Here is a 26,669-nt window from a genome sequence, read left to right as displayed (position 1 = left end):
GCAACTTGTGAGTTAACTCAAAAAAAACTCAAGTCATCTCCTTATATGTCGATATTATTTCAGGACTAAAAAGGAGATACAAATGAAAGGAATGTTATTACCGCTTCTGATCGTTTCAGCGTTGTCCGGCTGCGCTGAAACACCAGCTACCTCTGTGCTGAACAACACAACCGAAGAAAAGCCGGTTGTAAAACCCGTAGAATCCAAATACGTTTTTGATCCGGATACTAAAACTCGCGGTACATTTCAAAACTGCAAGGCAATGCTGAAGGTTGATGGGGAACACTCATTGGCCATAATCGACATTTACGATCACGGCATGTTTGTGAAAATCGAATTCAGATCACCGAAAGTTGTGCCTGTGGCTAGCGGGTTAATGACTCCAACGGAAAACGGGTCGTTGCTATATGTGGGCCCGAAGGGGTCGATTCGTTTCGAAAAGATGGTTTTGAAAACCGGGATGCGTGTGTACATGTTTAAGATACCTCGTCAAAACGTAGAGCTGACCTCTGCATGTGACGAAAAGACTTTTAGTCCATTACGCTCCTGAAGGCAGAATAATTAATTATGGAAATCGCCACCAGCAAAGTGGCTTTTTCATAATGTCATCCTGCGATTGAATTGGCTGTTTTGTAATACTGGTTGTTATCTTAATGATCCTACCCGCGAATAGTGGACACGAGACTAAGTAAGTAAACTCTTAACCAGAGGTGACTCACATGACAAAACCAGCATCAAGCATCAAAAAGATCCGCATGCAGCACTCACCTGAACTCCGTCAGGAAGCCCTTAAACTGGCTGAGCGCATTGGTGTTGCCGCTGCAGCACGCGAGCTCAACCTGGATGAAGCCGCACTGCACAAGGTCACTGAATAGCGGAACGGTGACAATCTCTCGCAGGAGGACAGGTTTGATAAGGTTCATATGATAGTCATCATTAATTACTGCGTATTCATACAGTATATCTATCATTAAATCTGATCAAGCGAACCGGCAATGCGGGCTCGTTGAGTTTTGAGCTAACGGGTTAAAGGGCTTTACTGATGAAGGGATTACGCGTTGTGTAAATTTTCTGGATTTGAGTCAGCCCGTCCCTCTTGCTGTTCCGTCGCTGCGCGCTCAGCCTCTTCCATCGCCTTCTGAGCCGCTGCCTGTTTCTGGTTGAAAATGCTGCCTTGTGGCATTTCAACACGCACAGAAACGAACTGGTCCGATGGAATATCAATCGGGTCACCATCAGCAAAGCCATCAATCTTATTCCGGGCGAACACAGGTGCATCGTGATACGTCCGATGATAGGTTTTAACAAGGATTGAACCATCAGCATCGACTTCATAATCAAGCCAAATTCGTGGCTGTTTATTGCGGTCTAGTGGGATTTCAAAACCGCCATCAATCCCTCCCCAACCGGCATCACTGTTTAGCCCTACACAGCCTTGAATCAGATACTCACCACAGGACTGTCGGGTAACGATTACTCCTTCGGATTCACCATTCGTTTCATACGCGCCATCTGAAAAAACCTTCACGACTGGAGAGGACCGCTTTAAGAAGCCCGATGCATCTACTGTAGTATTCCCTGTACTCCAGAATTCAACGCCATTCGAAAACCCTGAGGGCAGCCAACTCCTCATCTGAATTCTTTCGCCTACGATTGGTAAGACAATCTGAGCCCCATAGATGCCAAGTGAAAATGAAATACCTGCACCATCGACGTTGCCGAAAGGAGAACCCTCTTGCGGGACGCGTATAAACTGCGTTTCATTTTGTGGTGAAGCCCATGACGGCAAGATGTTAACCTGTGCGCCCAACCCAAAGGCACCAACAGGCATGACATTACCGCTATTTGTTCCCGCGTCTTTTGTTGCAGATGAGCCCAGACTGGACTTATCTGCTTTTCCTGAAAGTGCCGACGCAATGCCATTCCATGATGGTCCGGTATAACTTGAACCATCCGGTAGTGTGACAGTGATATTCCCACTGACACTGTAGACCTGCTGCCAGTTCTGTTTGTCGTAATTCAGCCCACGTATGGCGCGCGCTGTATCTGCGGCAATCTGTGCAGTAATCCCGACCAGCGTGCCATTTGGTATCGGTGTCCAGGCAAGGCCGCCCGTTGTCGGGCCGCCGTAGGCAGTGGTCAGTGTCAGTGCTGTAGCCGATTCGACAGACTTCACGCCAAGCGTATAGGTTGTGCCGCCCACTATGGCGACAAGGAAATCATTAGCTTTGAGCTCAGTCGGGAACGCGGTACCGGTGCCGGTAACAGCGGTAGAATTATTGGTTAGGGTGATAGTGCCTGCTGGCATGGTTCTCTCCTGAATTCTGGCAATAAAAAACCCCGCCGTAGCAGGGTTGGTATTCGTTGTGCGTCGGGTGCTGCCCAATAACTTAAAACAATTAATTAATCATACGCCGCAGTATTTATTGCCGTTATTGCCATTCCTGTATTGGTACCATATACAGGACTTCCTTGCCCGATTCGGTTCCCTGCGGCATTAATACGTGTGTTTGTTCCATCAAATCTCGCCCCCGCATAAGCGGTGATATTTATGATTATTGGCTGACCTGCAGAGCTATTAGTGACCTGCCATGTTGACGAGCCTAATATACAAGGCGCTACAGCATATGACCCCTGCAGCGTCTGGTCGATATTAATCCCGCCATTATCTCCCGGCGTGCCGACGGTTTGTAGATCAGTTAACACACGTGACTCGTTCGTGAGCACGAGTTTCCCGGTCGCATCCCAGATTGCGAAACCCCATGGCGGCAACGTCTGCGGGAATACCGCAAAAACATATGCTGTCAGTGTGAATGACTGCCCATATGGATTATCACCTGCAATATAGATATTCCCCCCAATACGGTATGCAATCACAGGTGTCGGTTGTGCAGTATTCGTCGTTTTAACGAACACCATGACCGGGTAATTGGCGTCTATAGCAATATTCCGCTCTACGTGTTGAGCGGTGCCGTTTGCCACCGAATTAAACTCATATTTACCGTACAGGCAAAATGGCGTCGACTGAGGGGTGACAAACGGCTGACCGTTTTCCATAAGGAACATTGCGCCGAAATCATCCATCACGCCTTCTCCATGAAAACAATCAACTCACACTTTGATGCCGGGTAGTTCCCCACTCCGGTATTAGAGGCGGCAGTGATCGTTATCGTATTCCCCGAAGCAGCAATCCTGCGCCCGACAGTACTTCCACCCTCATCGAGCGATACGGCGAAGCCCACCTTCATCCCTGCTGGCACTGTATAAGACCAACTGCCGGTGTTCTGGCCCATCGCGAGCGGTATACTCCCAACCACAGAGACCGGCTTAACCCCGTAATTGTTCGGTTTGCCGTTCGCATCCCATGTCTGAAGGCCCCATGCCATTAGAATACCCCCGTCAGTTTTCCCCATTGGCAGCGCAACACGCCATTCGCATCCCTTACGCTGTCGGTAACATTTGTCGATTTTCTTGCCCCTGCACCATCACTGCCATAGTTCTCGAAAGTGCCCACTTTATCCAGCCGCCAGCCAGAGCTACCCGCAACATAGTCATTGGACTGAATGTAATCACCTATCTTGGCGTTGGTAATTGTGCCATCCCGGATAAAGGCATCGCTGATAAACACCTGGCCGTTGTAAATGGCGAAAGGCGAATATGCCGTGCCACCGCTACCACTCATCACCACAAGCTGATTGGCATTAAAACCGATACGCGTGGTAACCTGCTGACCGGATGGCGCTAATACAGCGATAGTCATCCCGGCGTCGTAGTAATTGCCATTCAGGTTAACGCCAGCTTTCATGCTGTATATTGCAGACCCGCCAGAACTGCTGAACACAGATGTCATTTTCTGCTCGAGCGCGGCGGTATTGGTTATTAGCTGATTCCCGACCGTCTGGAACTGAGCCGATACCAGAGTTGTCTGCTCCGCGAACGCTTTATCGAGGTCGGCAACGGTGGTTTTCACCGTCAGAACATCCGCGCGGATTTCTCCGTTCATTTTGAACTGGTGGTCTACCGAAGAGTTGTCGTTCAGCGCGTTCTGCAACAAGCCTTCAATGTTGGTATCAATCTGGCTGGAGAGTCGTTCACCATCTTCGGCGGTCAGGAAGTTATTAGCAATAACATCCATAAGCCCAGCGGTATCAGCAATACAGTGCCCATCAACCTCAAGAAAATCAGAGGATCCAAAAGCATTGATTGTGCGTACATACCACCAATAATGATGATCATTTTTAAGCCCCTGACTCGTCCATGACTGTCCCATTCCCGCTCGACTTGCATGAGCTTCAACCGTTGTAGTACTGGCGTCGGTCAGCCTTGTTTCTCCCGAGGTCCAGAAATCGTATTGTGTACTAACGTTTATAACCGCGGGTAATTTAGGAAGCAGCGTGATGGCAAAAAAGCCATTCTGAATTTCAACGCTTGAAGGTGGCGGTGGGGCTTGAATGGAGAACTCGAGATAAGCCTCTGGTGAGTAAGCGCCAAGGTAACTTACTGCGATAACATGCGCCGTATAAGAACCGCGCAACAAACCAGACAATCGGCATGAATTGCCAGGTGTTTGCACAGAAAAGACTATCTGACCATTTTGGCGAATAATCACCCGGTTGTAGGCAATACTACCAATGTTGGTCCAGACAAGATTGCCCTGGATTACCTGCCCTATCTCTTCAACGTCATAATGCAGGTTTTGCGGCTGGGCAACGCCGCCTGGCTGAAGCCCGGTCAGGGGTGGCGACTCAACGACCACGCCGACCGCATCACCATACATATCCTGAGTTTCTTCACGGAGTGTGAGTGTGATGCCGCTTTGAGGGTCGAAATCCCACTTAACTACTCGGAACTCCACATTGTTTATTCCCAGGGATGCGATACTTACTTTTGCATATCGACCAGGCCTGAATTTATACCCCCGGAAATTGACTGGCACCTCCATTGTGCGCCCCAGTCGCTTACGGTTCACAACAATGTGAGCCAGCCGTTGCGCAGTATATGGATTGTTCACAAAGCGGAATTTAAAGTCCTGCTTTAGCTTCTTTCCATCCTTTGTTACCCATGCGTCATAAGTAACCTCAGGAAAGTCAGTTTCTACAAACCCCTGGTCCACATCAATATAAGTACCATTGATAGTATTAACCTTTTCCTTGTGAGACGTCTCTGGGACGATCTTAATATCACCAGCAATACACGACTCATCCAGCGTCATTGTGGCCGGTCCATAATAAGCACCTACCAGCAGCCCGTGGCGGCCGCCGATATAGCTCAGCTCACCACCGCATGCCTGACACATATCCTCCAGTACTTTGGCTGGCTGCTCTTCCAGATCGAATTCACCATTAATGGTGTATCGATTCGAATAGCTATTATCAACGTTCTTAACGGGCTCATCACAGATATTGGCTGCAACCTTGTACTGCTCCATATCAATTGCGGAATCAGGAACATTAAGGACAGTTCGATAATAATCAAGAATCACCAGGGCGGCGTTATCAGTAAACTTTACCTGGCTATCTCGTGGGTCAAAGACCTCCTTACCTTCTTTGTGGAACTTAATGTTCGGCAGGCCAGAAGGGAATTTTTCAGCGTCAAATTTAAGCGAAATACGGCAAAACGAAATGCCTCGCCCGATCATGTCGTCTTTCCATGATGGGCAGTTTTCTTTCAGGAATGGATCAGCGTCTGTGCGGCTGTTGTGAATTTCATAAGTTACCAGGTTTCCATAGTTGCCAACCGCGTCGTCTGCGAGCATAACTTTTGTCACCGCATGCAAAGGATGACCAGCCAACGCCAGAACCATATGCATCCACTCGCCTTTAACCTGATCACCCGCTTGCTCTTCAGCAAAAATAAGGACGCCTGACGATACTGTTCGTCCATAGACGATGTTTCTGCTGGCAGCACTTGCCCTTAAAACCTGTTTACGCTCTGCGGCATCCCGAAACGCCCCATAGCCCGGGGTTTTGGGTTTCAACGCCATCGAAGCAACAACAGACGCGATGGTCAGCGCAACTGCAAGAGCCACATATCCAGCCGCAGCAGCTGCTGATGCAGCAATAGCAATTGCTGCAGGAATTATTGCTGGTGGCATCGTGGACCTCCCCATGCACCCGTTATTTTGACATCGGAAAACAGACGAGCCCCCTCAGGAGAGGTCGCCCATACTCCAACAACCCAATAAATACCCGCTGTCATTCCGTTTTCACCTTCGAATGTCACTGCGTCTCCGCGTTGTACAAAAGCTGGATTTTTTTCGATCAGGTAATGGCTTAGGCAAGCGGCAATATCTCCGCCTCGTTGTTGAATAAACTCAGTTGCACCGCGCTCACCTCTATAGTCGAGTTGCTGCCGCAAACTGGACCCATATTGAGCATCCATAGCGTCAGCAACTAGCGTGCAGCAGTCGTTTACGCCCCATTTGAAGCGCTCGCCTTCGAGGCTCTGCATGGTTGTCACCAGAGCCTGTTGCCAGTGTTGTTTTTTCATTTGGTTTACGCGTAGTTGAATGGAGGTGCGTCTTTTTTGCTGCCCCAGTAGATGGAGCGTTCAGACATTTGGGCGACATAACGGAAGAAACGATCATCCTGGTAAAGTGCGCGCTGGCTTTCGTCAGTAAATCTGTCTGAACGGCCTTCTTGCCACTTTTCAAAGATATTGGAGACGGTGTAACTGATTCCGCAGGTCTTACCGGCTACTGCCGACGAACTGGAGATAAATCCTTCATGTAATAAATCAATGGCCAGTGGATTGCCATCATCAGCAATTGCTACAAGATAGGTGCGAACTGGACGATCCACGCATGGTTCATTGAGCGTTTGCGTTAACAACGCAGTATCCAGCCCTGATAATGAGAGGTTCATCTGCGAAGGGCTGATATCACTGGCTTCACTTACTGAGCCGCATTTACCCAGAGAACCCACCCCCAGATAAACATAGCCGCTCAGAACCAGCTCTCCAGCCCCAGAATGAACCCGAGTGGTACCGGACTCGAAATCTATCTCACAGGCCATACAGATAATTACTGATTCACATTCAAGCGCCTGAACCATCGCGTCAGAAAATGGAGAATAGAGCATCAGAAAAATGCCTCCACAAGATTAATGGTAAAACTGCCGGTTAATCCCGGATCACGAGAACCTCCGTTCTCATCTTTATCAAGACGGAAAACGCCTGTTGGGTTCTGAACTTCAATATGAGTACCAACTTGCGGCTTGCTACGTAGCATGGGAGCCAGGGAGATTTGTGCCGCACCGTTGCCATCCGAAGTCACATCAGCTGTTACCAGGCGAAGCTGATTACTTATCGAAACATACTGACCGCGCTTCAGAACCAGTGAACTAGCAACCCAGCCAGTTGAGTTGACCGCAACAAGATTCCCCGTGTCGATACCAGTAACTGGATTACCATTCGGTGCAGATTGCGGCTGGCTCATATCTCCCAGCACCACGCGGCCACCAGGGCCATCCATCTGTGCGAGAAACACGCTCATCTCACGGATTTCATCAGGTGGCAGATTTTCGAAGCGCATGTCCATAGCCCAGCGCGTACCAGGATAAGTGACTATTTGCGTTGTACCGTTGAAAGGGCTTTCGAAGCTGGCTGTTTTGGAGCGGAGGGTAAGATTCATTGAGGAGGGCCGCAGTACCGCAGGCCATTGTACTGTTGCCATAATTCACCTGTAAAAAAGCCCCGGACTATGCCGAGGCTCTATTGAAGACTAACAAACGTTTCATTTAAAGCCGACAATCCTAAAACGATCATGCCGCCTCAATGACTTCCAAAATTAATCTGACATTAAGCAAGAATCTATATTACTAGCTACATCACTAAGAGAGTTAATTACCTCTACTGACCCTGCCATATTCCAGGATCCTACAGGATAGAATCCATTGTTTTGAATCGCTCCCGTATCTAACTGAGCCTGTTCAATTTTGTCAAACTCATAGCTGACCTTGCCATCGACAACTCGTGCATCTAGCAAAAATCTCACCGCGCGAGTTACTACATTGGTATTATATTTAACAATTCCAACTGAAATTGTCTCATTCTCTGAATTGGCCTTCACAATCTCACCACCGGCTACGGTTTTGCTTTTTGTGATGTTGTAATATTGCCCTGTATAAGCACCGACAAAACTATTTGAAGCGTCATTTAAGACAACCTCATTATTTGAAACGTTTTTTAAAACACATCTTTGTAAGGAGTTATTTTCTTTTGGCGTTGAATTTTTTACAATCTTGTAACTTTTAATAATCTCGTTTTCACCAAGTTTTCCATAAGTAATTCCAGACATAGAATTCAACTCAGGAGCTCGTTGATACATTCCCGCACAACCCGATAATAGTAATGCCGCTACACAGGGGACTATAATTTTGGTCATTATTTATTCCATAGTTATCATCATAACTTAGCGATACTAATTCATGGGAAATGTGTATGGAATGATCTATCGCACCATTTTTCGAGCTTGCCCATTGGTTGCGAAATCCTGGATAACCATTTGATAACCCTCCTTAGCCCCTTGTTGCGCAGCCTGTTGGAGCATCGACTCAAGCTGCTTGTCGCCACTACCACTGATCGTGAAGTGTTGGATTATCTGAGCAGGCTGATTACCACCACTGCCATTTGCCAGAAAATCTTTTAAATCGGCATTAGTGCGGCGGTCAACCACTCGCTCGCCTTTATCCAGCAGCCACGTACCTTCTTTGGGGATGTTATCAATACCATCGTGAGCCATCCCGACAGCTGATACCTGAGAAATCAGCGACGCGCCAGCTGCTGCAACTGCTGCCATGTTGGCAAATTTCAACATCGGATTCGTGGCCGTGGGGTCAGCCATGACCTGAGATATAGCGGTTGAAAGATTAAGGGTTGCTTGCGCGATTCCAAAAGCCTTTGATGCAGCAAACATTACTTTATATGCACCACTGCCCCGCTCGCCAATTGCAGCCAACGTATCTGCCATTGAACCCGCTATTGTGGACGCACTCTGGGAGTAACTTAGGACTTCTTTATTTTGTGATTCCGACTGCTTCTGAAGCAACGTGGTATAAAGCGCATGCCGCTTATCAGCAAAATCCTGCTCTATTGCGAATCCAGCCTCATGATAAGCCTGAAGCTGCGCAAGTTGAGTATCGTACTCATTCTGAGCAGCCTGAACAGGGTCATACTCTCCACGCATAGCATCAGCGTAGGAAACGGCATTATCCTTCGCTATCTCAACGCGGGATTTAAAGTAATCTTCATCAAGTTTCGAGCGAGCACCCAGCACTGCCTTGTGTTCCAGCTCCCCGGATTCCTCAAGCGCTTTTATTTCAGCCATACCATCGCGCAGCTTGTCAGTGGCTGCGCGCATCGGGTCGTATTTCTCCGCGATATCCTCACGCTTTTTAGCGTAGTTCTCGTGGATCATCGTGATGGCTTTCTGCGCTTCTTCTGTCGAAGCAACACCCGCTTTCAGGTATTTGCCAACCTTGTCGATTTCCTCCTGCTCTTTGAGTCCGAGCTGGTCGAAAGTATCAGATCCCGCCTGCAATATGTTCTGGTAATAGTTCTCCCAGGAATCAGCGGTCAGGCCACCCGCTTTCTTTTTCTTACTTGAACCACCACCATTAACCTGGTTTTTATCACCACCTTTTTCAAAATCATCAAGCTTGACTGTTCCTGTGTCAGGTTTTAATAACGGATTATTATCCAACGCACTATCAATATCATTTTTACGAGTTTGATATGTCAGCACCGCCAGCGTTTTATTGTATTCATGCTGGTCTTTATTCTTCTGCAGGTTCTCTTCACGCGCTTTTGAGTTCTTCTGTATTGCAGTCGTTTGCTCGTCAAAAATGCTGGCAATTGCACCGGCATCAAAGCCCTTTAAGCTGGCTGCATTTTTAACCTGGTTACCGAACTCAGCCAGTATAGAGATCAGAAGATTTACCCGGTCAGCAATCGAGTGATAGAACTCAAGCCCGTAATATTCACCCAACTGACCGAAGTAAATTAAGTCGGCCTTTGCCTCAGCAATGAAATCCTCAATTGTGGCGGGCAGTAGCAAGAGGTTTTCCACCTGGTTGCGAACCATGGTAGCCACAAGTTGCACACCTTCCTCGGCCCACTTCTCAATCGTACCCGCGCCAAAGATGTCATCCAGTTGCTGCTCAATTCCGTTTAATGAACCTTCCCAGCTATGCAAAACAGTATCAACGTTTCCATTGGTGAAGGCGCTATTGACGTCCTGCACCCCGTCGCTGATAGCCTGAAGAGTCTCCTTAACGATATCGCCGGGACCGGACTGGCTGAAACTCATTACCAGCTGATTCCAGTTATCCCCGAGGTTGGAAATCACGCCATTCAGGGTCTGCGATTGCTTATCCATTGCGCCGGCAAAATCGTTATTGCCCAGGTCCTGAAGGTATCGCTGGATTTCAGCAGAGCTGTTTTTTACCGTTTCTGTCACACCACGGAAGGTGAAAGAAATGGTATCGCCATTGCTTTTGGTTTTGATACCAAACTCTTTTAGACGTTCAAACTCCCCTGTTGCCGCATCAGCCACTGCCTGAACCATGTCATCCAGGGATTTACCCAGAGAAGATGCTGTATTGCCGTAGGAGCGCATCGCCTCTTCAGAGGGGTCAAGGCCAAGGTTAACCAGATTGATGAACGCCTGCGTCGACTCCTGCAACGAATACGGCGTAGTTGCTGCAAACTGCTGAATGAGCCCAAAGGCCTGGCTGGCATTCTGTGCCGAACCTGTGGCCACCTCCAGTGAGGCCCGCAGACTTTCAAACTCACGGGTAACATTAATCACTTCATTCAAAGCGGCTGTTGCTGATACCGCAGCCAGTACAGGCGCTGCAAAACCCTTGATGACGCTCAGCAGCCCATTCGTGGCTTTCTCTGCTGAAGATCCGCCTTTCTGCACGCCAGACAACTCTGTTTTTAGCTTATCCAGACCAGTAGACGATGCCACGACCAGAAGGCGCGCGGTTTCAGTTGTCATTCAGGGTTCTCCAGTAAAGGCGGTCGAGCGTGCGGATTTGTTCTACTTCACCCGGGGTGAATACCAGCCCCGTCAATTCGCAGTACGCTTTAATCTCCTGGTATGTCAGCCAGCTATCATTGACCAGGCGAAGCCAGGCATTCCAGAGATAGAGCAACGAATCAGGACAAGGAGGGAAATCCAGCGACTTTGGCTTTCGCCCCGTAGATTTCCAGATGTGTTCGTAGTGTTCGCGGTAGGTTGTGGTGGAGCCTTTAGGCTTGCGGCAAAGCTTAAACTCCGCCGTGGCGAATTCGATTAATCGCCCGCTGTCCCGGTCATGAACAGCTTTCGGTTGCTTGCAGCCCTGTCAACTGCACTACCAATGTGCGGTGCTTCGTAAAAGAAGTTACTGACCGACTCAATAGTGCACGGCTCCTCGAAGCTCCAGCTAATAACCAACGATGCCTGCAATTCGCGAACCAGCTTTTCCTGTGCTGGCTGCTGTTCTTTCTCTGGCAGTAACAGCGTTTCGCGGACCTGGCGGCGCATTTCTTGATCGGCGCGCTGAAACTCGACGGAATCAACACCACGAATCATCAGATAATGTTCGGTTTTCTCTCCGTTCGGGAGGGCCAGAGGGACTTTGATGCCGCGCTCAGCATTTTCGCGGGTAAAGAATGAAGACATAGCTTGTGACATAGCAAACTCCTGTAAGTAAAGGCGATCAAGTGATCGCCATTGGGTTATGCAGTGATGGTGTAGTTGAGGGTTGTGTCGTGGCCTGCGCCATCAGTCAGAACAATAGTGGTTGTCCCTGCGGCCTTATTGGTGACGACCAGTTTCCCACCTGAAATAGTTGCTGTGGCGGTCGCAGCTGCCGGAGCAGTCTTAATGGCAGGAGCCCCAAGAGACGCACCTGAAGGCTTAGCGGAAATAGTTAGCGCTGTGGTAGGTGTAGTGGATTTATCGGCAACGGTTACTGTCTGCGTTGGCGCTGTGCCGGTTACGGTGGCGCCGCTACTGGAGCCATCCAGAGCAAAGCTGTAGCCCGTCAGTTCAGGGGCTTTAGGGATGCGAGTAATAGAAATTTGAGAATCCAGCGTTTTGTCATACTGCGCTGTAAACGGCATGGTCAGCATAATATCATCCTCGCCGGTAACATCAGGCTGACCACCAGTGAACTTAATCTTCGGCAGACTGAACTGATATTGATTTCCCTCCGGATCGGACACCGTAAACGTCAGGGAAACATCTCCTTCACGGATAAACTCATTTACCAGCTCGCCAGACTCAAAATATGCCGTCACTTGTCCTGTCAACGTTGAGCGCTTCAGTGTCGGTCGCAGCGTTTTATCTGAGCCAATGACAAAACGTGTATCCATTCCATTAGTAAGGCTCAGAGTGATTTCCGTGGTGAGCGCCAGCTGTTTGCCAGCAATACTCATCGCCCCGGTAAATGAGTCCATCACCTGCGCTTCAGTGGCCACACCCAGGGTTGCACCGGTTGGTTCTGCCGCAGTCGATAACGGCTGATCCTGTCCGATAGTGCCAAAAGTGCCTTTAACAATGGCATTGGCGCCCATCGTCAGCTGGAGTGTATTCATCTCCACGCCGAGATAGGTCCAGTACGGCACGTCAGTTAAGTCAGAAAAATGACGCAAGGCAGTAAATGATTTGCGCGCTACGCCAGCCTTCAGGACATTCCCGGTCCAGGTGCCGCACAATACCGCCTCGAGTAACGCATCCTGCGAACCGTAGGAGAGCTCGAAGTTAATATCACCGCCAATTCGGCGCGTTCCGTGACGGATAGATGTGATTTGGCGATCAGGGCGTAATTCTGCCGATTGCAGCGTGTCCTTTGACAAGCCAATGGTCACCCCTGTCTGGCGAACCAGATCAAAGGCTGGGGTCGCCGGAATTTCCCCATAGTTCGTTTCAGGAACGAGATACAGCGCGTGCATAGCACCACTGGACATAATTACCTCTCAAAGCGTGAAAACCAACGAATGGTCACTGGCACCACGTAGTACTCGCCGTCAGGTACGCCGGGAGATGGTGAGCAGGACCGGATAGTAAGCCAGGTACCACCCGACTCCAGACGTGTGCCAGCGCGATATGCCTGGCGCAATGTAGCGATATCTCTGGTTGTCTGAACCGTTCCAGAACCCAGCGGATAACAGAGCAATACCTGCGCAAACCCTTCAGTGCCATCCGTTCCACCAACCCCGAACGAACGCACGCCGATGTCACCAAAATCAATGGAGAAATAAGCATGGAATTGCGCATCGGGGGGTGAGAACTTGCGATTAGGCCAGCCAGTGAGGTCGTCTGAAGTTAGGCCTGTTGCCTGGTATGATTTGATTAATGCGGCCTGGATATTCTCTACCGGGTCGCCCATGAGTGTTATCTCCGGTTAACCTGCCGTTGAACGGATTGCAAAATATCCTGTACACGCAGAACGTTGCGACGAACCATGCCTTGAGGCGCTTTGACTGCTGACCAGCCGAGAAACTCAATGCGATAGGCATAAGGAATATTATTCACCAGACATACATCGACGCCCCATGTAGAACCATTCACCACAACTTCCATTGCGCGAGTGGTGCCCACGCCAGCAGGGTCGGTAACGGGAGACAGGTCTTCAGACGGGCTATCCGTGCTTGTTCGCCAACTGCCACGCAGGGTGCCATCCAATACCGGCGTGTCGAAAATAATATCCCGATACAACCTCTGAATGAGTAAAACGCGCGTGCGTTCGAGAGCGTTTTCAATGCGCGTTTGCGCCGCTAAAAGTTCATCAGCAAAGGACATTACATGCTCCGGATATTGGCTTTGATAAGTACTGTGGTTTTCAGGTCAGGCCGAACACGATCGACATCACCCAAACCCAGCCATTTACCATCAACCTGCACTTCGTCACCTGATTTCAGGTCCCACTGAACGCCTACAGGAGAAATAAGCAACTTCGCGTCACTCTTTTCCGTCGCGGTCTGCCCGACAGCCTGCAAAATGGATTCCACCAGCCCTTTATATCCAGCGCCAAGGAAAACGGCGTAAAGCTCCTGGGTGATAATGGTTTCAGGTGTCTCAGCCAGGGGGTCGCTTGAAGGTGTTTTGCGGCGAAAGGTGAGTTTCAGATCATTGGCTGCCTTGCGGATAATGGCATTAACCCGTCCCTGCAATCGGATGTAGTTCATGCCCGTTCCACTCGCGCCTGCTGCAATAGCCCGACACTGCTGTCATAAACAAACCGGCGCAACATGTTATCCACCATTGGCGAGACAAACATGCCGCTGCTGCCCTGGTCTGAGTATTCAATTTCAATCACATCCACCTTTTCACGCGTTGTTTGCGCGGTCGCGGTTGAGCTGGAAATGTCCTCAGTGAAAGCAATGCAGGCCAGTTTCATCTGCGCGAATTTAACCTCAGGAGGGATCTGATTTTCATCAATCCCCTTTATCCCCGAGCGCGGCCACTGCAATAGTGCATCAGGGAATGTTCTTGCTCCCCGATACTCATAGCTGTATTGCAGGCAATCCATGGCCTGATTGAGCAGCACTTCGATAGACGGGTCACCAACAGGTAAGGATTCACCGCGCGCGTCCGCATAAGCTTTTAACTCTGACACACTCGCGTAGCTGTCCGCGCCGGGAACACCGGAGCCGGTCTCAATGATTAATGCCATCGTTCGACTCCGTTACGGTTAATTGACGCGAGTGCGCTTTGTCACGCCTGCTGGCAGCTCTGGCTCTGGCTCTGGCTCTGGCTTCTCAGCGATAATCGACGGCTCAATTTCTTTTGCCACACTGTCACCTGAACCTGCTTCAGCCACTGACTGAGGTTCGCCATTAATCATCCGCATAATCTCATCCTGATCAGGATGAACGGGATAATGTTCATATCCTTTTGGGATAATACCGGCGACATTTTTCACATCAGTCTCAGTCCCCTCACCCGCAAATAAAGCATTGCGGAAGGTCATTCCTGCGTGATTCTCAGCCAGCTCTTGTAGCTCCTGCTTCACAAAATGCGAGGGAACCCAAACCAGCGTTTTCTTAACAGACATTGAATGCCTCCATGGTTAGAAAAACTAAGGGAGGCTCGAGCCTCCCCTGTTAATTACAGCGACTTAATCAGGATACCTGGACCGTCTTTATCGTAGGTGCAGGTTTTATCCCAGTTGGTGCCGGTAGCCAGCGCCGCCGTGGTAGGAGACTTGCCACCACTGGTGATGTCCCAGGTGTGGCCACGGATGCCGAGGTTGTAAGTCCATTCAGCCTGATACGTTGCCTGAATGTTCTCATTACCGTTTTTGGTTTCCGTGTTATCGGTGAACTCATCGTTGTTCTGCTCAACAATGACGGCCCCGTTATTCAGACCCAGCGTGAAATATTTAGCTGGGTCAGTGGTAGGGTCAGAGCCTGCTGCAACCATCAAGTTCGGGGAGTCAGTGATAACCAGCGGTCGACCGAAGCCATCAGACATAACTTTTACGGTACCGAAAGAGAACAGCTGATTGGTGTTATCCAGCGCTGTGGCGTAGATGTCATACAAAGATTTTGAATGCATTAACCAGCAGCGGATATCCTGCGAACGGTCGCCGAACAACGCCGCACCAGAGTTTAGGTTCTGTAGGGTCATGTATTTATGACCGCTTGTCAGCGCCGAAACATCCAACATCATTTTGGTGTTCTGTCCCACAGCTGCCACATAGGCCGCAATGCCAGTATTTAGCATATCAGCGAGGTTATCTTCAGCCAGCTGCTTACCGATTACAGCGCCTGCCTCAGCCTGGGAGGCTTTAATCCATTTGAGCATGCCAGGGTCAATAACTACAGGTGGCGTACCAGCGGCAACCTTAACGGAATAGCTGACCAACTGAGCTAACTGGACTGGTGTCAGCGCAGAGTCTGCGTAGGCGTTGCGGCGACGAACCAGGTTAGCAATTTTGGCCCATGATACTTCGCCATCAAAATCACCCTTGTTGATGGTGGATGAGGTCAGCACCAGCCCGCCACTTGTCGCCTGGTTGAACTTCTGGATGGCCTGATCCTGTGTCTCAGTCATCACGGTATAGATAGTGTTATGGAATACCTTTAAATCAGCGCGCATGAATTACTCCTGTGGTTGGTTAGCCGCTGCCCACGCCGCAATCTCTTTAGTTGATGCGGTCAGGAAATCTGGTTTCTTCAGCGAATTACCGCCGCTTCCACCTTTTTGTGGGTCGGCACCGCCGCCCGATGCGCTGCTGCCACGAAGCAACGGCGCGAATGATGGGTTGTCGTTGAACCCTTTTTTGAAGTCATCGAGCGATACATCACTGAAACTGCCATCACTGCCCTTCACGCGAACAACTGGCTCATCACCTTCGAAGTCCATGGCGAGACCGCCACGAATATGTGGCAGCATCAGGTCAGGACTATCAGACAGTTCGCCAGCCAGTTTCTGAGCTGTGGTCTCAAGGAACTGTTTTTCAAAGCGCGCACGCCAGGCAGCATCGCCAGTAGTAGATTTTTCCGTTGCTTCAGTGAGTTGCTTCGTCAGCTTTTCAACCTGGCGCTGAAGCTTTTGAGACTCGCCACCGGCTTGCAGGTCTTCCATCTGATCCTGCATTTCGTCAATTTTCGCCTGCAGTTCGCGTGTCTGTTGCTCGGCTTTTTTGCGCTGGTCTTTTTCATGCTGTTTAGCTCGCAACAATGAAGAGGTGTCTTCTTCACCATCGATATCAACAACCCATTCGCCGTCTTTCTCTGAATAGAGCGCGCGGTATTGCTCAGGAATGTCATCCTGTTTGGTGTATTTCTTTTTAAGTTTCATCAGGCACTGCCTTTAGAGGTTGGCTTTTTGGAACATCTCTGGATAGCGACTGCGCATCTCAGAGAGTGTGAGAGGTTGTAGGTTATTAATGACCCGCTTCGAGAAGTCTTCGGGGGTAACGCCACCTTCCCTGAACAATTTCGCCCAGGTCGGGCCAAGTGATTCGTTCTGGTAGGTGTCCGGCATTTTCGAGAGCCATTCGTAAAACGATTCATCCTGAGGAACGTAACCCAGCGCTGATGAGCGGGTGCCAGGCTTTTCCTCTTTCCCCCAGTACGGCACCATGCGAGTGCGGCAGCGAGGGTGAAATGGCGGTACCGGCCCCTCACCTGTTTTATGAATGGTCAGGTCAAGAGATCGGCAGAGTTTCGATGTCCGGGAATCAAGTGTTGCTACCAGCTGATACTCATCGAGACCAGCTGAAAGTGATGATTCGAGGTAAGCGACGGATGAGACATGCTGGTAAGCCGTCTGGATAATGGTTTTAGCGTCATTGAGAGTCGCGTTCAGTGCGCCATCGCGAAAATCATTCGCAGCGGTACCGCGAATTGCCTTCAGTGTTTCCTGTACCGTTCGGCCCATCCCCCATGAAATCATCACCTCACGTTCAATGCGGCGTATTTCAGTTTCTGCCAGGCCTTTGACGTAAGGCTCCAGCAAATCACCCGTTCCGGTAATTGGTCGGGTGAGCGTTTTCGACCACAGTCCCGGCGTTTTGATTTTGCCGATATTGACGCCAACCGAGATGGCCTGGCTCGTCAGTATCCCGGCTTCAACATTCGCTTCATGGGTTGAGAGAGATTCCAGGTTATCCCAGAGTGAATCCAGATATTGCCCCCACAACTCCGACTGGGCTGCACGAAGTTCGCGCCTTATTCTGGCAAGGTCAGTGGGAAGCTTAGTGTATCCAGCGAGGATTGAACGCACCGCCCGGTCAAGCTGTTTCAGTACCTTCTGGAAGTCCTTAATCTCGCCGTTCTTCAAGCGCTCCAGCATCACCTGGGCTTTGATGATGTCGTTGCTGATCATTCATCTTGCCCCGCCTGATTCTCGCCACCCCGATCAAGGTCCGGCCCATCTTCCTGGTTGTCACGTTCATCCTTCCATCTCTGCCACTTCTTATCGTCCAGATAGCCAACGCCCGAGCGGCGAATGTTCCAGCGATATTCTTCATCCGTGATGCCACCAGCCTGCCATTCAGCAACAAGAATTTGCCGCTCCTGCGGGGTCATCTTGTTAAAGTCGTAATCGGTGGATAGTTCAAAGTTTACGGCGCCCGTTTCACCCAGAAATGCCTGGCACCATTTCAATGCCTGCATATATGCCTGGCTGACGTTTTTGGCGATGGTGCTCAGGACCGAGTCTTCCACCATCGATGAGCGATTAGCTTCCGTTGCTGTGCGCTGGGTGCTCTGGGATTCAATAAGCTTCGCACCAAGTGAAGCGGCCCTTTTCTCTTTCGATTCCATGGCTGTCGCAAGCGCTGACGAATCAGGCATCGTTATCAACCCGGCCTGACCGCCTTCAGGCAACATCAGGAAAGTGCGGGAGCCAAACAACACAGGCTTATCATCCATAACCTGCTTCTTATGTTCGACCGTTATGCCTGACGCCCATGGCGTTGGCTGGCCCAGCATATGTAGCGCCTCTTCATGGTCAGCTGAATTACGCAAATGACCAATATTCAGCTCTGCCAGTGGGCGCAACGGCGGATTATCAATGCCGGGGTCATTGTTAGTCGAGCCGCCAATGATGAAAGGGATTTCCCGCCAGGGCGCACCAGTGGAGTCGCGAATAACAACGCCATCCTCTATAGCGCTCAGCGTTTTTTCATCCTCGCCAAATCGCCAGACAGCCATGGTGTAACCAGCTTCTGTGAGTCGTAGTACTCGCCACTGGTCCTTCATAACCTGCTCGAATCCATCATCTTCAGATTCGTATTGCTCGTACAGTACCACCAGCGTCAGGCGCTGTTTGCCACCCACTCGCTGGGTACGCCAGTTAATGATTTGCTCTGGTTGGTATAGCAAAACTGTTGGCTTAACGCGCCCGGTAGCAATATCTGCACGGCTCACGCTGGCCTCAATACGTGGATAATCCACCAACAAACCGTAACGCCCGCAGGCAGCACACACACCTGCGGTTTCTTTCGCCTGCTGTTCAATCGCAATGCCCGAGCCATCGATATCAGCAATGACACTTTTGAGCAACTCTGGCGCATCAACCTGCGGGTCACGGTAGAACATCTGACCGATTAACCCGGCATGGGTGCGCCCGGTGAAGTTGTAGTAAATAGCCCGTTCACGGTAATCGCGATTGCGCCGTTCGTCGTACTCGCTATCGCCCGAAGGCACCATGTCAAGCAAATATGTCTTCGTTTTAACATTGGCTTCAATCGCGTCCCGGATCATCTTCCAGATAGCCCGATACTGAACGAAATCAGGACGCTCATACATTTGATTCATTATCGTGCCTCAAGTGATTTAGCCAGGCGCGCAGCTTTCAGAACCCGATAACGAACATCGTCATATACGTGATCCTGTGCCGCCGTGTTCACATCGTCGGGGTTCTTATCGTCGCGGGGTAAAATCGGGAGTGTGGAAATTGCGGCCCGGCAGTGCTCCATAAAGAACAGGCCAGGCTTTTCTCCAGTAGTCGCATTTTTCAGGCGCTGACGGACCAGCTCCAGCCCGATTGTGCGTGAGCCTGGCGATTTATCTGACTTCTCCCACCAGATACCCTGCTCTCCCATGGTGCTGGCAATCGTTGGGACGCCTTTTTGCATCACGTTCCGTATCTGGTTATCAGCTGGCCCGGCGTTAACGTCCCATCGCCACAGGCGTTCGCGTTCAACAATCCCGACCGCTATTTCATCGGCTGAAAGCTTGAGCCCCTCATTGAGGCCAATCTCTTTTGCGCCATACCATTCGTTTATCCGGATAATGCTTCCCGGCGCAAACGAGCGCACGGTTTCGTACTGAACGAACTTATCGCCTTCAAGAACATCCTCAATGTAAGTAACCTCCTCACCGTTCGACTCAGCCCACCAGCCCACGCTGAAAGGATGGGTTGATCCCCAGTCAAAGGAGCGGTCGAGATACCAACCTTTCGGAACAGTAAAGCGCGGCACAATAATGTGTTCGGTGCGCCAGACATCATCGAGAGCACCGCCCGCAACGATATTCCAGTCGCCATCCTTCATGGCTTTAACCAGTGACGGATCACCCAGACCATCAAGGCGCTCGAGATAATTGGGATCATGTCGAAGCAGCGTAGGGTTGTCGTCCAGCCGCGCAGGAACGTAAACGCGCAGCATCCCACCATCAGATGATTTCGTTTTAGCCGGTTTCAGCGGAACGCCGTAATCAACAAAGGTGCGCTTCACCCACGCATGGCCAACAGAGCCGGGGTTCGAACCACAGAGGATCATCGGTATCTTCTGGCGCAGGTTGAAGCCAGGGAAAATCTCACTATCCGGAATATCAATGGTGCAGCGAACACGGTTACGCAGATATCGATATTCGTCTTCATGGAAGTGTGTGAGCTCATCCATCAGCAGGACGTGAATTTCGGCCCCCTGGTACTTCTGGAGGTCTTTCTTGTGTTGCAGGTGGCACAGATGAATCTTTGAACCATTCCAGAAAATAATCTGGTTTTTGGATTCAATGATGCGCGCCTTCCCCCGCTTCACCAGTTCGTGGAGCATCACATGAAACGACGAGGGCCCTTCCATGTGGTTTTTGTAGAGGTCAGCGTAATGGCGGCGAAAGATATAAACCTGAAGCTTTGGCACAGCCGCGCACATCAGAATTGCCGCGATACGCATGAGGTGACTTTTTCCGCCACCAGCGGCTCCGCCGTAGAGTATTTCGTTAGCTGGCGTTATCAGCGCCTGGTGTTGTTTGGGGTGCAGGCTGACATCCACCGTATTTAGCCCCTACTTGTTTAATGACCGGTTCGACTAGCGCTATCGCCATAAGCGTTTCGCGTGGCAGGCGTTTGAGTTCTTTGAGTAGAAGCTTTTCAAGGCGCGTAACGTGATGGCCGGTTGGCATCATTGCCGCAGCACTGCGTATTTGTTTGTGCATGGTTAGTGTCCGGGGGAAACGGTTATGTTGAACTGAACAGGCGTGTCGTCGTCGCTGTCGTTGCCAGCTGTAATGTCGTAGGCTTCTCGTTCGAGACCAATCAGCGTTTTAAGCGTGTCGCCCAGGTCCTTCATAGCCTTAACGCGTGATGGCATGCTAATGACCTTTTGGTACAAGTCGTTGAGCTTATCCATGCCTTTGTCATCAGGCTGGCGAAGCATCTCGCCCAACTCGTTCAACGCTGAAACGTCCGAACACTCCCCCGCCAGCTCATCTAACAGAGCATTAGCCAGTTCACGTGCGCGCTTGATATCACCACGATGCTGCATACGGACATTAGCAATAACTTCGGCGCTGGCCTCGATAAGTTGCCGTTCAGTTAAAGCGGTTTCCGTGGAAACCTGCCTGGAAACCTCACGCTTGGAAACCAGCGCATCCGCTTTGGCTTTTACCTTTGCTTTTAAATCTCGCTCCCACCCATCACGCTTTGCGCGCTTATTGATAGAGGTATGTGTTAGGCCATGGTGTGAGGCAATCTCTCGCACCGACAGTACGCCAGCCCGGTATGCCGACTCGATGGCCTCCCAGTCTGGTTTGGTCATGGTCAATCCCGTTAGTTAAAGCCATTAAAAAAGCCACTCGGAAGTGGCTCTTGTGATGACAAATAACCGCCCGGAGGCGGTTTAGATGGTTTGAAGATCTTAAATCAAATCACCGATGAATTTTGCATGCACGGCGAGACTGGCATTAGGAACCCCCGCAATATTGCCATGCAAGTTATAACCACCAGCAATTTCTCTTACATCCAAATCCATCGAGTATTCGTTAAGACCTGGAATAACATTCTGAGCGCGTGGATCATGTTGAGAGACGTGCAAATTGAGTCGTCCATTATCTACGTTTCCGCGATAAGTAAACCCAAAATCACCTCCATTTACTGCATTGTTCTTTACAACTACCGTGCCATTCCCTACTTCATTCTGACCACTTTTAAACACAACAAAATAAATGCCGTCTTTCATGGTAATCCCTTATTAGGTAACGAAGGCTCTGGATGATTCCAGCGCAATACATTTAGTGGGGATCAACTTTTATGCATTCAAGCTAACGTAGCAATAAACATATTAATTTTGATATTGCTCACAAATATAATCATAGGCCCCGCTATTGCGAGGCTCGTGATTGTTCAATGGTTCGTATATCAGTCTTATCGCGATTGCACTGCCCCAGCGCAGACAGCAGACTGACGTTTAATTCCAGACTGGCCCCGTAGGTCAGCGGATCGGCAATAAACGGTTGTGGTGTTTCAGCGGTCAGGCTGGCTGGGGTTTGTTGCTGTGGTACCGGAACGTAAACTGTCCGCGTATTGGCGCAGCCGGTTAGCTGCAACAGAGGGAACAACCCGAGCAGCACAATCATCACCCGCCATCGCAGTTTTGATGTCACTCGAGGCTTTCTGTGACTCCAGAGCAATCTGGTTCTTAGCATGCTGATTGACTCCCAGAACAATGTTAGTGATAGCGACAGTGCGGAGCATGTTATCCATGACAGCGCGGTTACTGTTGTTCGCACCCTCTAGCGTGGTAAGGCTGGCATCGATGCGGGTGTTTTCATTCCAGAGCCAAGCAATCACCACCAGAGCGGCAATTGATAACCACCAGCGCCAGTGCGTTTTAAACGAAAGAAGGAAATATTCAATCATGCCTCGCTCTCCGAAAGGCTCCCGTTCATTACCGGCAGTGGACGCATATCTTTCGCCTCATTCACAGGCCAGCGATAACCTGATACACGCGAACGCTGGAAGGCGCGGATATTAATAGCATCAGACTGATTGCCACCAAGTACCATCAGGTCGCCGTTTTCACGCTGCCCAACGACAAATCCAACATGGCCGCCGCCGTCGCGACTGAATACCACAACACAACCGAAGGCTGGTTCGCATAGCTCAGCACCCCAGTTGAGATATGACTTCGCAGACTCAAAGCGGGTGGATTTGATTCCGACTCGCTCGAGCATGGAACCGACAAAGGCTGCACACCATGGCGTTTCATCATCTTTGATTCCACTGCGTTTGATGTCTTTCCAGAACTGAAGGATGAGAGGGTTATGACGTGGGCCTTTGATTTCTAACTGACCTAAATACTTTCGAGCTTCCACCAGCCAGCGTGGTTCTTCCATTTCTAACTCCTTTTTCCAGTAATGTTCCCCCGCGAGTTCAACATCACCAGCAGGAGTATGAAATTCACAATGACTTCGGAGCGGTCCACAATTGTGTAGTTACCTACCCATACGCGAATTGGTATTGAGATGAGGGCGACCATCGCCAGCCAGGCAATAATCGAGTAATGCAGCTTGTGACGAGAGTCAGTGCGCTGGTATGTCGCAATAATGATTGCCGTCGCCAGACTGATGACAGCATTTGCCTGAAGCCAGATGAAAGACGCATCAACTATCATTTTCCCTCCCCGGCGGTCGCTTGCTTCTCCAGCCGTGATTTGTACATGAGGACAAAAGTGATAATGACCGCAGCAGCTACCATCGCGCCGATGGACTCAGGAACAGGGATTACCTCAGTTCCTGGGGCAATCTTTCCCAGTGTGGTATTCAGTGTGGCGTTGAGTATGGCGGTCATGTACTTCGCGCCAATCAGACCTGCCAAGAATGAAGCCAAGCCATAAAGCAACTTTTCCCACCAGTGCAGGTTTCTGGAAGTCAGCACATAAAGCGTGGCGCCAGCGAAAGCACCAAGTATTACCCCGGCATCAGTGTTAGCCCACAAACCGGCAAACGTGACAGTAGTCACCACAGCATGAGCTGTAGCAGTGCCGGAGATAGGTTCTGCGGACATTAATCCCCCTCTTTGCTGTGTATCCTCTCAGATGAGGGGAATAAAAAAGCCCCGGCTAATGCCAGGGCTAAATTTTGTTTGTTTTCAATGTCTACAAACTAAAAAGCCACCCTTAGGTGGCTTATGATTTTGCGTCAGAGGGATTCCCGCTTTCGCCTTTAATACAGCGTTGGTTTCCTTCAAGCGATCTACTTCGCTTTTCAGCTTTTCAATTTCCTTTCCGTTGTTATCAATGTCACGCTGGAGACCTTTATTGATTTCAACTTGGGATGCCTGTACTTCTCTTGATGTCTGGAGTGCTTTATCCATGTCATCGACTTGATTTACTAAGCGACTACCGAAAAAGCCAACTATCGAAATGGTCAGCCCGACCATAAAGGTCAGAGCCCAGACAAGATTTTTGGAAACGGATGGTGGAGTATCGTCGATATCTATTACCTTATGCCAGTTAATGTAACCCAACGTCTGCGCAGATCGTTAGAACCGGGTACATTGTAACTGGATAAGTCTTAGAAAATCTTTAGAAAACAGAACGGAAACGTCTGTTTGATTATTTAACGAGCGAAAGCAGCCAAATTCCCCATACAGGGACTATAAAAAAAGTCATCGTGTAAACGACAGCTGGCTGAATCTTATTCAAATTAAACATCCTTAGCAGGGCTTATGTTTGCTCTACGAATCCAACCTACATAAATCTGTGGTGTGACACAAGAGTTCTGCGCTACTTTTTTTCTTCAAATTGGTTTTCGAAGTGCTCTCCGAATGGGGCGGCATAATACGCATGTATACGTCATATATCAACTGATATTCATATCATTATGATACGAAAAGTGCTCTTAGATGATCCAAATTAACGTATCAAAAAGATATTCACTTATGCAAAAACCCGCACTAGGCGGGTTCATTAATTGACCTTGTCGCTCGGCTTATAGCGTCTTCGCTGACAGAGTGTGCTCAGTTCGTTTTTACGTCCCGAGCTTAGCACAATTTAAGCAGTTTCCGCGCAACGTTGCAAGGTAAATCTGTCGCTATTTGTATCGAATACATCACACATTGGCGTATATAGCATCGATTCTGCCAAATTTAACCAGGTATCAATACGGGTTTCACAAGTTCTAAGGCACCACTCAGGATTCCGGTGGTGAAGTTCTCGCGCCATGGCCTTTTTACTCATCCGGCGTTGATAACGGTCATATAGCAAAGCGACAAGCGCACCGTGCCCTTTTGACTTGAGTACAGCGCAAACCACTCCATCAATCTTCAGGGCTTCCTCATCACTACAGAACGCCAGATTGCTTTTGTGCTTCCCGTTAAGCATATCTTTTAAGAAGGCTTCCAGTTCCGATTTGGTGATGCCTGATTTCTTCATACGGCGTAGCGCTTCGTTGATAGCTGTTTTGGTTAACGTCTTAGTAGCAAGGAGTTGGTTAAACATGTTTCCTCCACTACCAACACCAATGAATGACCAACGACCCCACATTCTTAGTTTGCCCTGTATCCAGATACTTTCTAACGTACGCAAGCGCGCTATCTCACCTGGCTTGCCAACTTCTGATGGATTAATCACGCTGCCTCCTGCTGTTTGAGTTCTTTGAGCTTTGCCCGGTAGATATTGCGAATCTCGATGTAGTCATCGCGTCGCCACTTTGGCAGTTCGTGCGGTCCCATCAGTGCATCGAATCGAGCCTGACCGATTTTGAGAATGAGCTTTGGCCTGTACGCGGCAAGGTTTCCGGATAGATGGTTATTGCAGGGAGCGCATTGCTTATGGCAGTTGTCTTCGTGAAACCGTAGCTCCGGGTTCGCGCCTGTCGTGCGGTAGTGGCCTGCATGGTATTGGCCGTCATGGTGGCGACCGCAGCTGATGCACGGCTTAAATCTGTCGCGATACCGGATGAAGTCATTAAAGGCCTGTTGCGCCCGACCTATGAAGTAACTCAGCGGCTTGACTGCCTGGCGACGCTTGGCCTGTCGCTCTTTCTCGGCTTTCTTTTTTCGTTACTGCGCAGCGCAAGCGCGTACTGCGCACCATGCTCAGGACAGCACCACCAGACGTTTGAATAAATCGGATGGAACCACTCACGGCAGACTTTGCACTTGCGGCGAGGTTGCTTAGCCATGCTCACCTCACTGATTCTGCTGGTCGCGCAGCTGCTGATACTCGCAGCCGTGCGGAATAGTGAGGAACAGGCCGAACTGCGCGCACCACATCTCGACCTGGCCCAGGAAGTGATGCATTTCCGCTGCATCCAGATCAGAAGTGTGCCGCGGTTCCCACGTTGTGGCTTTCTCGCCAGTGATGAAATCGGTATAGGTTATTTCCACGCTGCCGAGATAGGTTTTCTTGAGGTTGCGCTTCACCCACTCGGGAGTTGCTTCGGTGCGGCCGGAACGAATCAGATATTCACTGATTTCTCCGTACCACATATGGCTTAAAGCGTTCTGCGGCAGGCTGCGCTTATCACGCCAAGGTTTGATTATCAGGCGATAGCAATCACCACCAGCTAATAGCGGTTGTAGCTGTTGCCCGATAGCATCGAAGTTCGTCTGGTGAAGGCGAATGCCATCTTTTGGAAAGTTCACGCGTCACCCCCAGGGGCGAACGCAGAATACAAAGAATCGCTGGCGTCGGATAACGTCAGGCGAGAGAGTTCAGAATAGTAGTATTTTTGCGCCATGGTGTTCACTCCGTGGCGCTTTGCTGCTCCGTTGCCGCTGTTCAGGCGGCGAAACAATTATGACAGTAGCCTATCTTTTTCGTCAACGTTGAAACTAGCTTCTCGTTGCAGGTCTAGCAGTTCCGCAAGGGACATGACGTACTGATCATCCCTGACTCTTTCGAGGCCAGTAATTTCACCATCTTCACAGGTAATCACAAATTTACCCCCCTGACTGACGATATTAATCACCTCAGCGACCTCAATACTCACATCAA

Annotated in this window: 34 protein-coding genes and 3 pseudogenes; 2 read left to right on the top strand and 35 right to left on the bottom strand. The window is 49.9% G+C overall.

Translation table 11 applies throughout. The features are described 5' to 3' along the window. Positions 1 to 82: 82 nt before the first annotated feature. Both AC0IXI_RS05960 and AC0IXI_RS05955 read left to right on the top strand, forming a co-directional pair. The gene (locus tag AC0IXI_RS05960; RefSeq protein WP_471682084.1) at positions 83 to 550 is read left to right on the top strand and encodes a hypothetical protein; all 468 of its coding nucleotides are present in this window, start codon (positions 83 to 85) and stop codon (positions 548 to 550) included. A 169-nt stretch (positions 551 to 719) separates the two neighbouring features. Further along, positions 720 to 860, top strand: a pseudogene (locus AC0IXI_RS05955) (IS3 family transposase); the annotation flags it as partial. Here the strand turns inward: AC0IXI_RS05955 and AC0IXI_RS05950 are convergent. The 35 genes and pseudogenes from AC0IXI_RS05950 to AC0IXI_RS05780 all read right to left on the bottom strand — a co-directional run. Next, positions 846 to 923 (bottom strand): annotated as a pseudogene (locus AC0IXI_RS05950) (DNA polymerase V subunit UmuD); the annotation flags it as partial. The pseudogenes AC0IXI_RS05955 and AC0IXI_RS05950 overlap by 15 nt on opposite strands. 128 nt (positions 924 to 1,051) lie before the next feature. After that, positions 1,052 to 2,308: a phage tail fiber protein gene (locus AC0IXI_RS05945; protein ID WP_471682083.1), complete on the bottom strand. Its 1,257-nt coding sequence runs from the start codon at positions 2,306 to 2,308 to the stop codon at positions 1,052 to 1,054. A 95-nt stretch (positions 2,309 to 2,403) separates the two neighbouring features. Beyond that, positions 2,404 to 3,084 (bottom strand): hypothetical protein, encoded by a 681-nt coding sequence (locus AC0IXI_RS05940; protein WP_471682082.1) that lies wholly within the window; start codon positions 3,082 to 3,084, stop codon positions 2,404 to 2,406. Further along, complete coding sequence (locus tag AC0IXI_RS05935; protein WP_471682081.1) at positions 3,084 to 3,386, bottom strand: hypothetical protein; 303 nt, start codon at positions 3,384 to 3,386, stop codon at positions 3,084 to 3,086. The genes AC0IXI_RS05940 and AC0IXI_RS05935 overlap by 1 nt, the downstream gene beginning before the upstream one ends. After that, positions 3,386 to 6,094, bottom strand: a complete 2,709-nt coding sequence (locus AC0IXI_RS05930; protein WP_471682080.1) for a phage tail tip fiber protein — start codon at positions 6,092 to 6,094, stop codon at positions 3,386 to 3,388. Before AC0IXI_RS05930 ends, AC0IXI_RS05935 begins: the two co-directional genes overlap by 1 nt. Beyond that, positions 6,079 to 6,489 carry a DUF6950 family protein gene (locus AC0IXI_RS05925; RefSeq protein ID WP_471682079.1) on the bottom strand — a complete coding sequence of 137 codons (411 nt, stop codon included), beginning with the start codon at positions 6,487 to 6,489 and terminating at the stop codon, positions 6,079 to 6,081. The genes AC0IXI_RS05930 and AC0IXI_RS05925 overlap by 16 nt, the downstream gene beginning before the upstream one ends. A 5-nt stretch (positions 6,490 to 6,494) precedes the next feature. Next, on the bottom strand, positions 6,495 to 7,079 hold the full coding sequence (locus tag AC0IXI_RS05920; RefSeq protein ID WP_471682078.1) for a hypothetical protein: 585 nt from the start codon (positions 7,077 to 7,079) through the stop codon (positions 6,495 to 6,497). Further along, positions 7,079 to 7,672: a hypothetical protein gene (locus tag AC0IXI_RS05915; RefSeq protein ID WP_471682077.1), complete on the bottom strand. Its 594-nt coding sequence runs from the start codon at positions 7,670 to 7,672 to the stop codon at positions 7,079 to 7,081. Before AC0IXI_RS05915 ends, AC0IXI_RS05920 begins: the two co-directional genes overlap by 1 nt. A 114-nt stretch (positions 7,673 to 7,786) precedes the next feature. Then, positions 7,787 to 8,383: a hypothetical protein gene (locus AC0IXI_RS05910; RefSeq protein ID WP_471682076.1), complete on the bottom strand. Its 597-nt coding sequence runs from the start codon at positions 8,381 to 8,383 to the stop codon at positions 7,787 to 7,789. Between the two features lie 66 nt (positions 8,384 to 8,449). Next, the gene (locus AC0IXI_RS05905) at positions 8,450 to 10,999 is read right to left on the bottom strand and encodes a tape measure protein (protein WP_471682075.1); all 2,550 of its coding nucleotides are present in this window, start codon (positions 10,997 to 10,999) and stop codon (positions 8,450 to 8,452) included. After that, positions 10,989 to 11,216 (bottom strand): phage tail assembly chaperone, encoded by a 228-nt coding sequence (locus AC0IXI_RS05900; protein WP_471683204.1) that lies wholly within the window; start codon positions 11,214 to 11,216, stop codon positions 10,989 to 10,991. Before AC0IXI_RS05900 ends, AC0IXI_RS05905 begins: the two co-directional genes overlap by 11 nt. 80 nt (positions 11,217 to 11,296) lie before the next feature. Then, positions 11,297 to 11,680: a hypothetical protein gene (locus tag AC0IXI_RS05895; protein ID WP_232905053.1), complete on the bottom strand. Its 384-nt coding sequence runs from the start codon at positions 11,678 to 11,680 to the stop codon at positions 11,297 to 11,299. Between the two features lie 44 nt (positions 11,681 to 11,724). Then, positions 11,725 to 12,957 (bottom strand): phage tail tube protein, encoded by a 1,233-nt coding sequence (locus tag AC0IXI_RS05890; RefSeq protein WP_471682074.1) that lies wholly within the window; start codon positions 12,955 to 12,957, stop codon positions 11,725 to 11,727. Between the two features lie 2 nt (positions 12,958 to 12,959). Beyond that, the gene (locus tag AC0IXI_RS05885) at positions 12,960 to 13,379 is read right to left on the bottom strand and encodes a phage tail terminator-like protein (protein ID WP_471682073.1); all 420 of its coding nucleotides are present in this window, start codon (positions 13,377 to 13,379) and stop codon (positions 12,960 to 12,962) included. Between the two features lie 5 nt (positions 13,380 to 13,384). Then, the gene (locus AC0IXI_RS05880) at positions 13,385 to 13,792 is read right to left on the bottom strand and encodes a hypothetical protein (protein ID WP_471682072.1); all 408 of its coding nucleotides are present in this window, start codon (positions 13,790 to 13,792) and stop codon (positions 13,385 to 13,387) included. After that, positions 13,792 to 14,178, bottom strand: a complete 387-nt coding sequence (locus tag AC0IXI_RS05875) for a hypothetical protein (RefSeq protein ID WP_232905057.1) — start codon at positions 14,176 to 14,178, stop codon at positions 13,792 to 13,794. The genes AC0IXI_RS05880 and AC0IXI_RS05875 overlap by 1 nt, the downstream gene beginning before the upstream one ends. Then, positions 14,175 to 14,666: a DnaT-like ssDNA-binding protein gene (locus AC0IXI_RS05870; protein WP_471682071.1), complete on the bottom strand. Its 492-nt coding sequence runs from the start codon at positions 14,664 to 14,666 to the stop codon at positions 14,175 to 14,177. Before AC0IXI_RS05870 ends, AC0IXI_RS05875 begins: the two co-directional genes overlap by 4 nt. Positions 14,667 to 14,684: 18 nt before the next feature. Beyond that, on the bottom strand, positions 14,685 to 15,047 hold the full coding sequence (locus tag AC0IXI_RS05865; protein WP_471682070.1) for a hypothetical protein: 363 nt from the start codon (positions 15,045 to 15,047) through the stop codon (positions 14,685 to 14,687). Between the two features lie 53 nt (positions 15,048 to 15,100). Further along, positions 15,101 to 16,093: a major capsid protein gene (locus AC0IXI_RS05860; protein WP_471682069.1), complete on the bottom strand. Its 993-nt coding sequence runs from the start codon at positions 16,091 to 16,093 to the stop codon at positions 15,101 to 15,103. Positions 16,094 to 16,096: 3 nt separating this feature from the next. Further along, positions 16,097 to 16,798, bottom strand: coding sequence for a hypothetical protein (locus AC0IXI_RS05855; RefSeq protein WP_471682068.1), 702 nt, complete (start codon positions 16,796 to 16,798; stop codon positions 16,097 to 16,099). Between the two features lie 12 nt (positions 16,799 to 16,810). Continuing rightward, entirely contained in the window at positions 16,811 to 17,827 is a 1,017-nt protein-coding gene (locus AC0IXI_RS05850) for a minor capsid protein (RefSeq protein ID WP_471682067.1), read from the bottom strand. Further along, entirely contained in the window at positions 17,824 to 19,263 is a 1,440-nt protein-coding gene (locus tag AC0IXI_RS05845) for a DUF4055 domain-containing protein (RefSeq protein WP_471682066.1), read from the bottom strand. Before AC0IXI_RS05845 ends, AC0IXI_RS05850 begins: the two co-directional genes overlap by 4 nt. Then, positions 19,263 to 20,723 carry a phage terminase large subunit gene (locus tag AC0IXI_RS05840; RefSeq protein ID WP_232905064.1) on the bottom strand — a complete coding sequence of 487 codons (1,461 nt, stop codon included), beginning with the start codon at positions 20,721 to 20,723 and terminating at the stop codon, positions 19,263 to 19,265. The genes AC0IXI_RS05845 and AC0IXI_RS05840 overlap by 1 nt, the downstream gene beginning before the upstream one ends. After that, positions 20,671 to 20,886, bottom strand: coding sequence for a hypothetical protein (locus AC0IXI_RS05835; protein WP_471682065.1), 216 nt, complete (start codon positions 20,884 to 20,886; stop codon positions 20,671 to 20,673). The genes AC0IXI_RS05840 and AC0IXI_RS05835 overlap by 53 nt, the downstream gene beginning before the upstream one ends. Before the next feature lie 2 nt (positions 20,887 to 20,888). Beyond that, complete coding sequence (locus AC0IXI_RS05830) at positions 20,889 to 21,488, bottom strand: hypothetical protein (RefSeq protein WP_232905066.1); 600 nt, start codon at positions 21,486 to 21,488, stop codon at positions 20,889 to 20,891. A 99-nt stretch (positions 21,489 to 21,587) separates the two neighbouring features. Next, positions 21,588 to 21,908 carry a GrlR family regulatory protein gene (locus tag AC0IXI_RS05825; RefSeq protein ID WP_471682064.1) on the bottom strand — a complete coding sequence of 107 codons (321 nt, stop codon included), beginning with the start codon at positions 21,906 to 21,908 and terminating at the stop codon, positions 21,588 to 21,590. A 142-nt stretch (positions 21,909 to 22,050) separates the two neighbouring features. Beyond that, positions 22,051 to 22,374: an Rz1-like lysis system protein LysC gene (lysC, locus tag AC0IXI_RS05820; RefSeq protein ID WP_471682063.1), complete on the bottom strand. Its 324-nt coding sequence runs from the start codon at positions 22,372 to 22,374 to the stop codon at positions 22,051 to 22,053. Between the two features lie 210 nt (positions 22,375 to 22,584). Continuing rightward, positions 22,585 to 23,064: a TIGR02594 family protein gene (locus tag AC0IXI_RS05815; RefSeq protein ID WP_471682062.1), complete on the bottom strand. Its 480-nt coding sequence runs from the start codon at positions 23,062 to 23,064 to the stop codon at positions 22,585 to 22,587. Between the two features lie 2 nt (positions 23,065 to 23,066). Beyond that, the gene (locus AC0IXI_RS05810) at positions 23,067 to 23,342 is read right to left on the bottom strand and encodes a phage holin family protein (protein ID WP_151994660.1); all 276 of its coding nucleotides are present in this window, start codon (positions 23,340 to 23,342) and stop codon (positions 23,067 to 23,069) included. Beyond that, positions 23,339 to 23,734, bottom strand: coding sequence for a putative holin (locus AC0IXI_RS05805; protein WP_471682061.1), 396 nt, complete (start codon positions 23,732 to 23,734; stop codon positions 23,339 to 23,341). The genes AC0IXI_RS05810 and AC0IXI_RS05805 overlap by 4 nt, the downstream gene beginning before the upstream one ends. Before the next feature lie 84 nt (positions 23,735 to 23,818). Further along, positions 23,819 to 24,196: a hypothetical protein gene (locus AC0IXI_RS05800; RefSeq protein ID WP_471682060.1), complete on the bottom strand. Its 378-nt coding sequence runs from the start codon at positions 24,194 to 24,196 to the stop codon at positions 23,819 to 23,821. A gap of 526 nt (positions 24,197 to 24,722) precedes the next feature. Continuing rightward, entirely contained in the window at positions 24,723 to 25,301 is a 579-nt protein-coding gene (locus AC0IXI_RS05795) for a DUF1133 family protein (protein WP_471682059.1), read from the bottom strand. Beyond that, positions 25,298 to 25,854, bottom strand: a pseudogene (locus tag AC0IXI_RS05790) (recombination protein NinG). Before AC0IXI_RS05790 ends, AC0IXI_RS05795 begins: the two are co-directional and overlap by 4 nt. Positions 25,855 to 25,861: 7 nt before the next feature. After that, entirely contained in the window at positions 25,862 to 26,317 is a 456-nt protein-coding gene (locus AC0IXI_RS05785) for a YbcN family protein (protein WP_471682058.1), read from the bottom strand. Positions 26,318 to 26,469: 152 nt separating this feature from the next. Continuing rightward, complete coding sequence (locus AC0IXI_RS05780) at positions 26,470 to 26,664, bottom strand: hypothetical protein (protein ID WP_232905076.1); 195 nt, start codon at positions 26,662 to 26,664, stop codon at positions 26,470 to 26,472. Positions 26,665 to 26,669 lie beyond the last annotated feature (5 nt).

It is taken from the genome of Buttiauxella sp. AC038, assembly GCF_979253565.1.
This window is presented reverse-complemented; position numbering and strand designations above follow the sequence as displayed.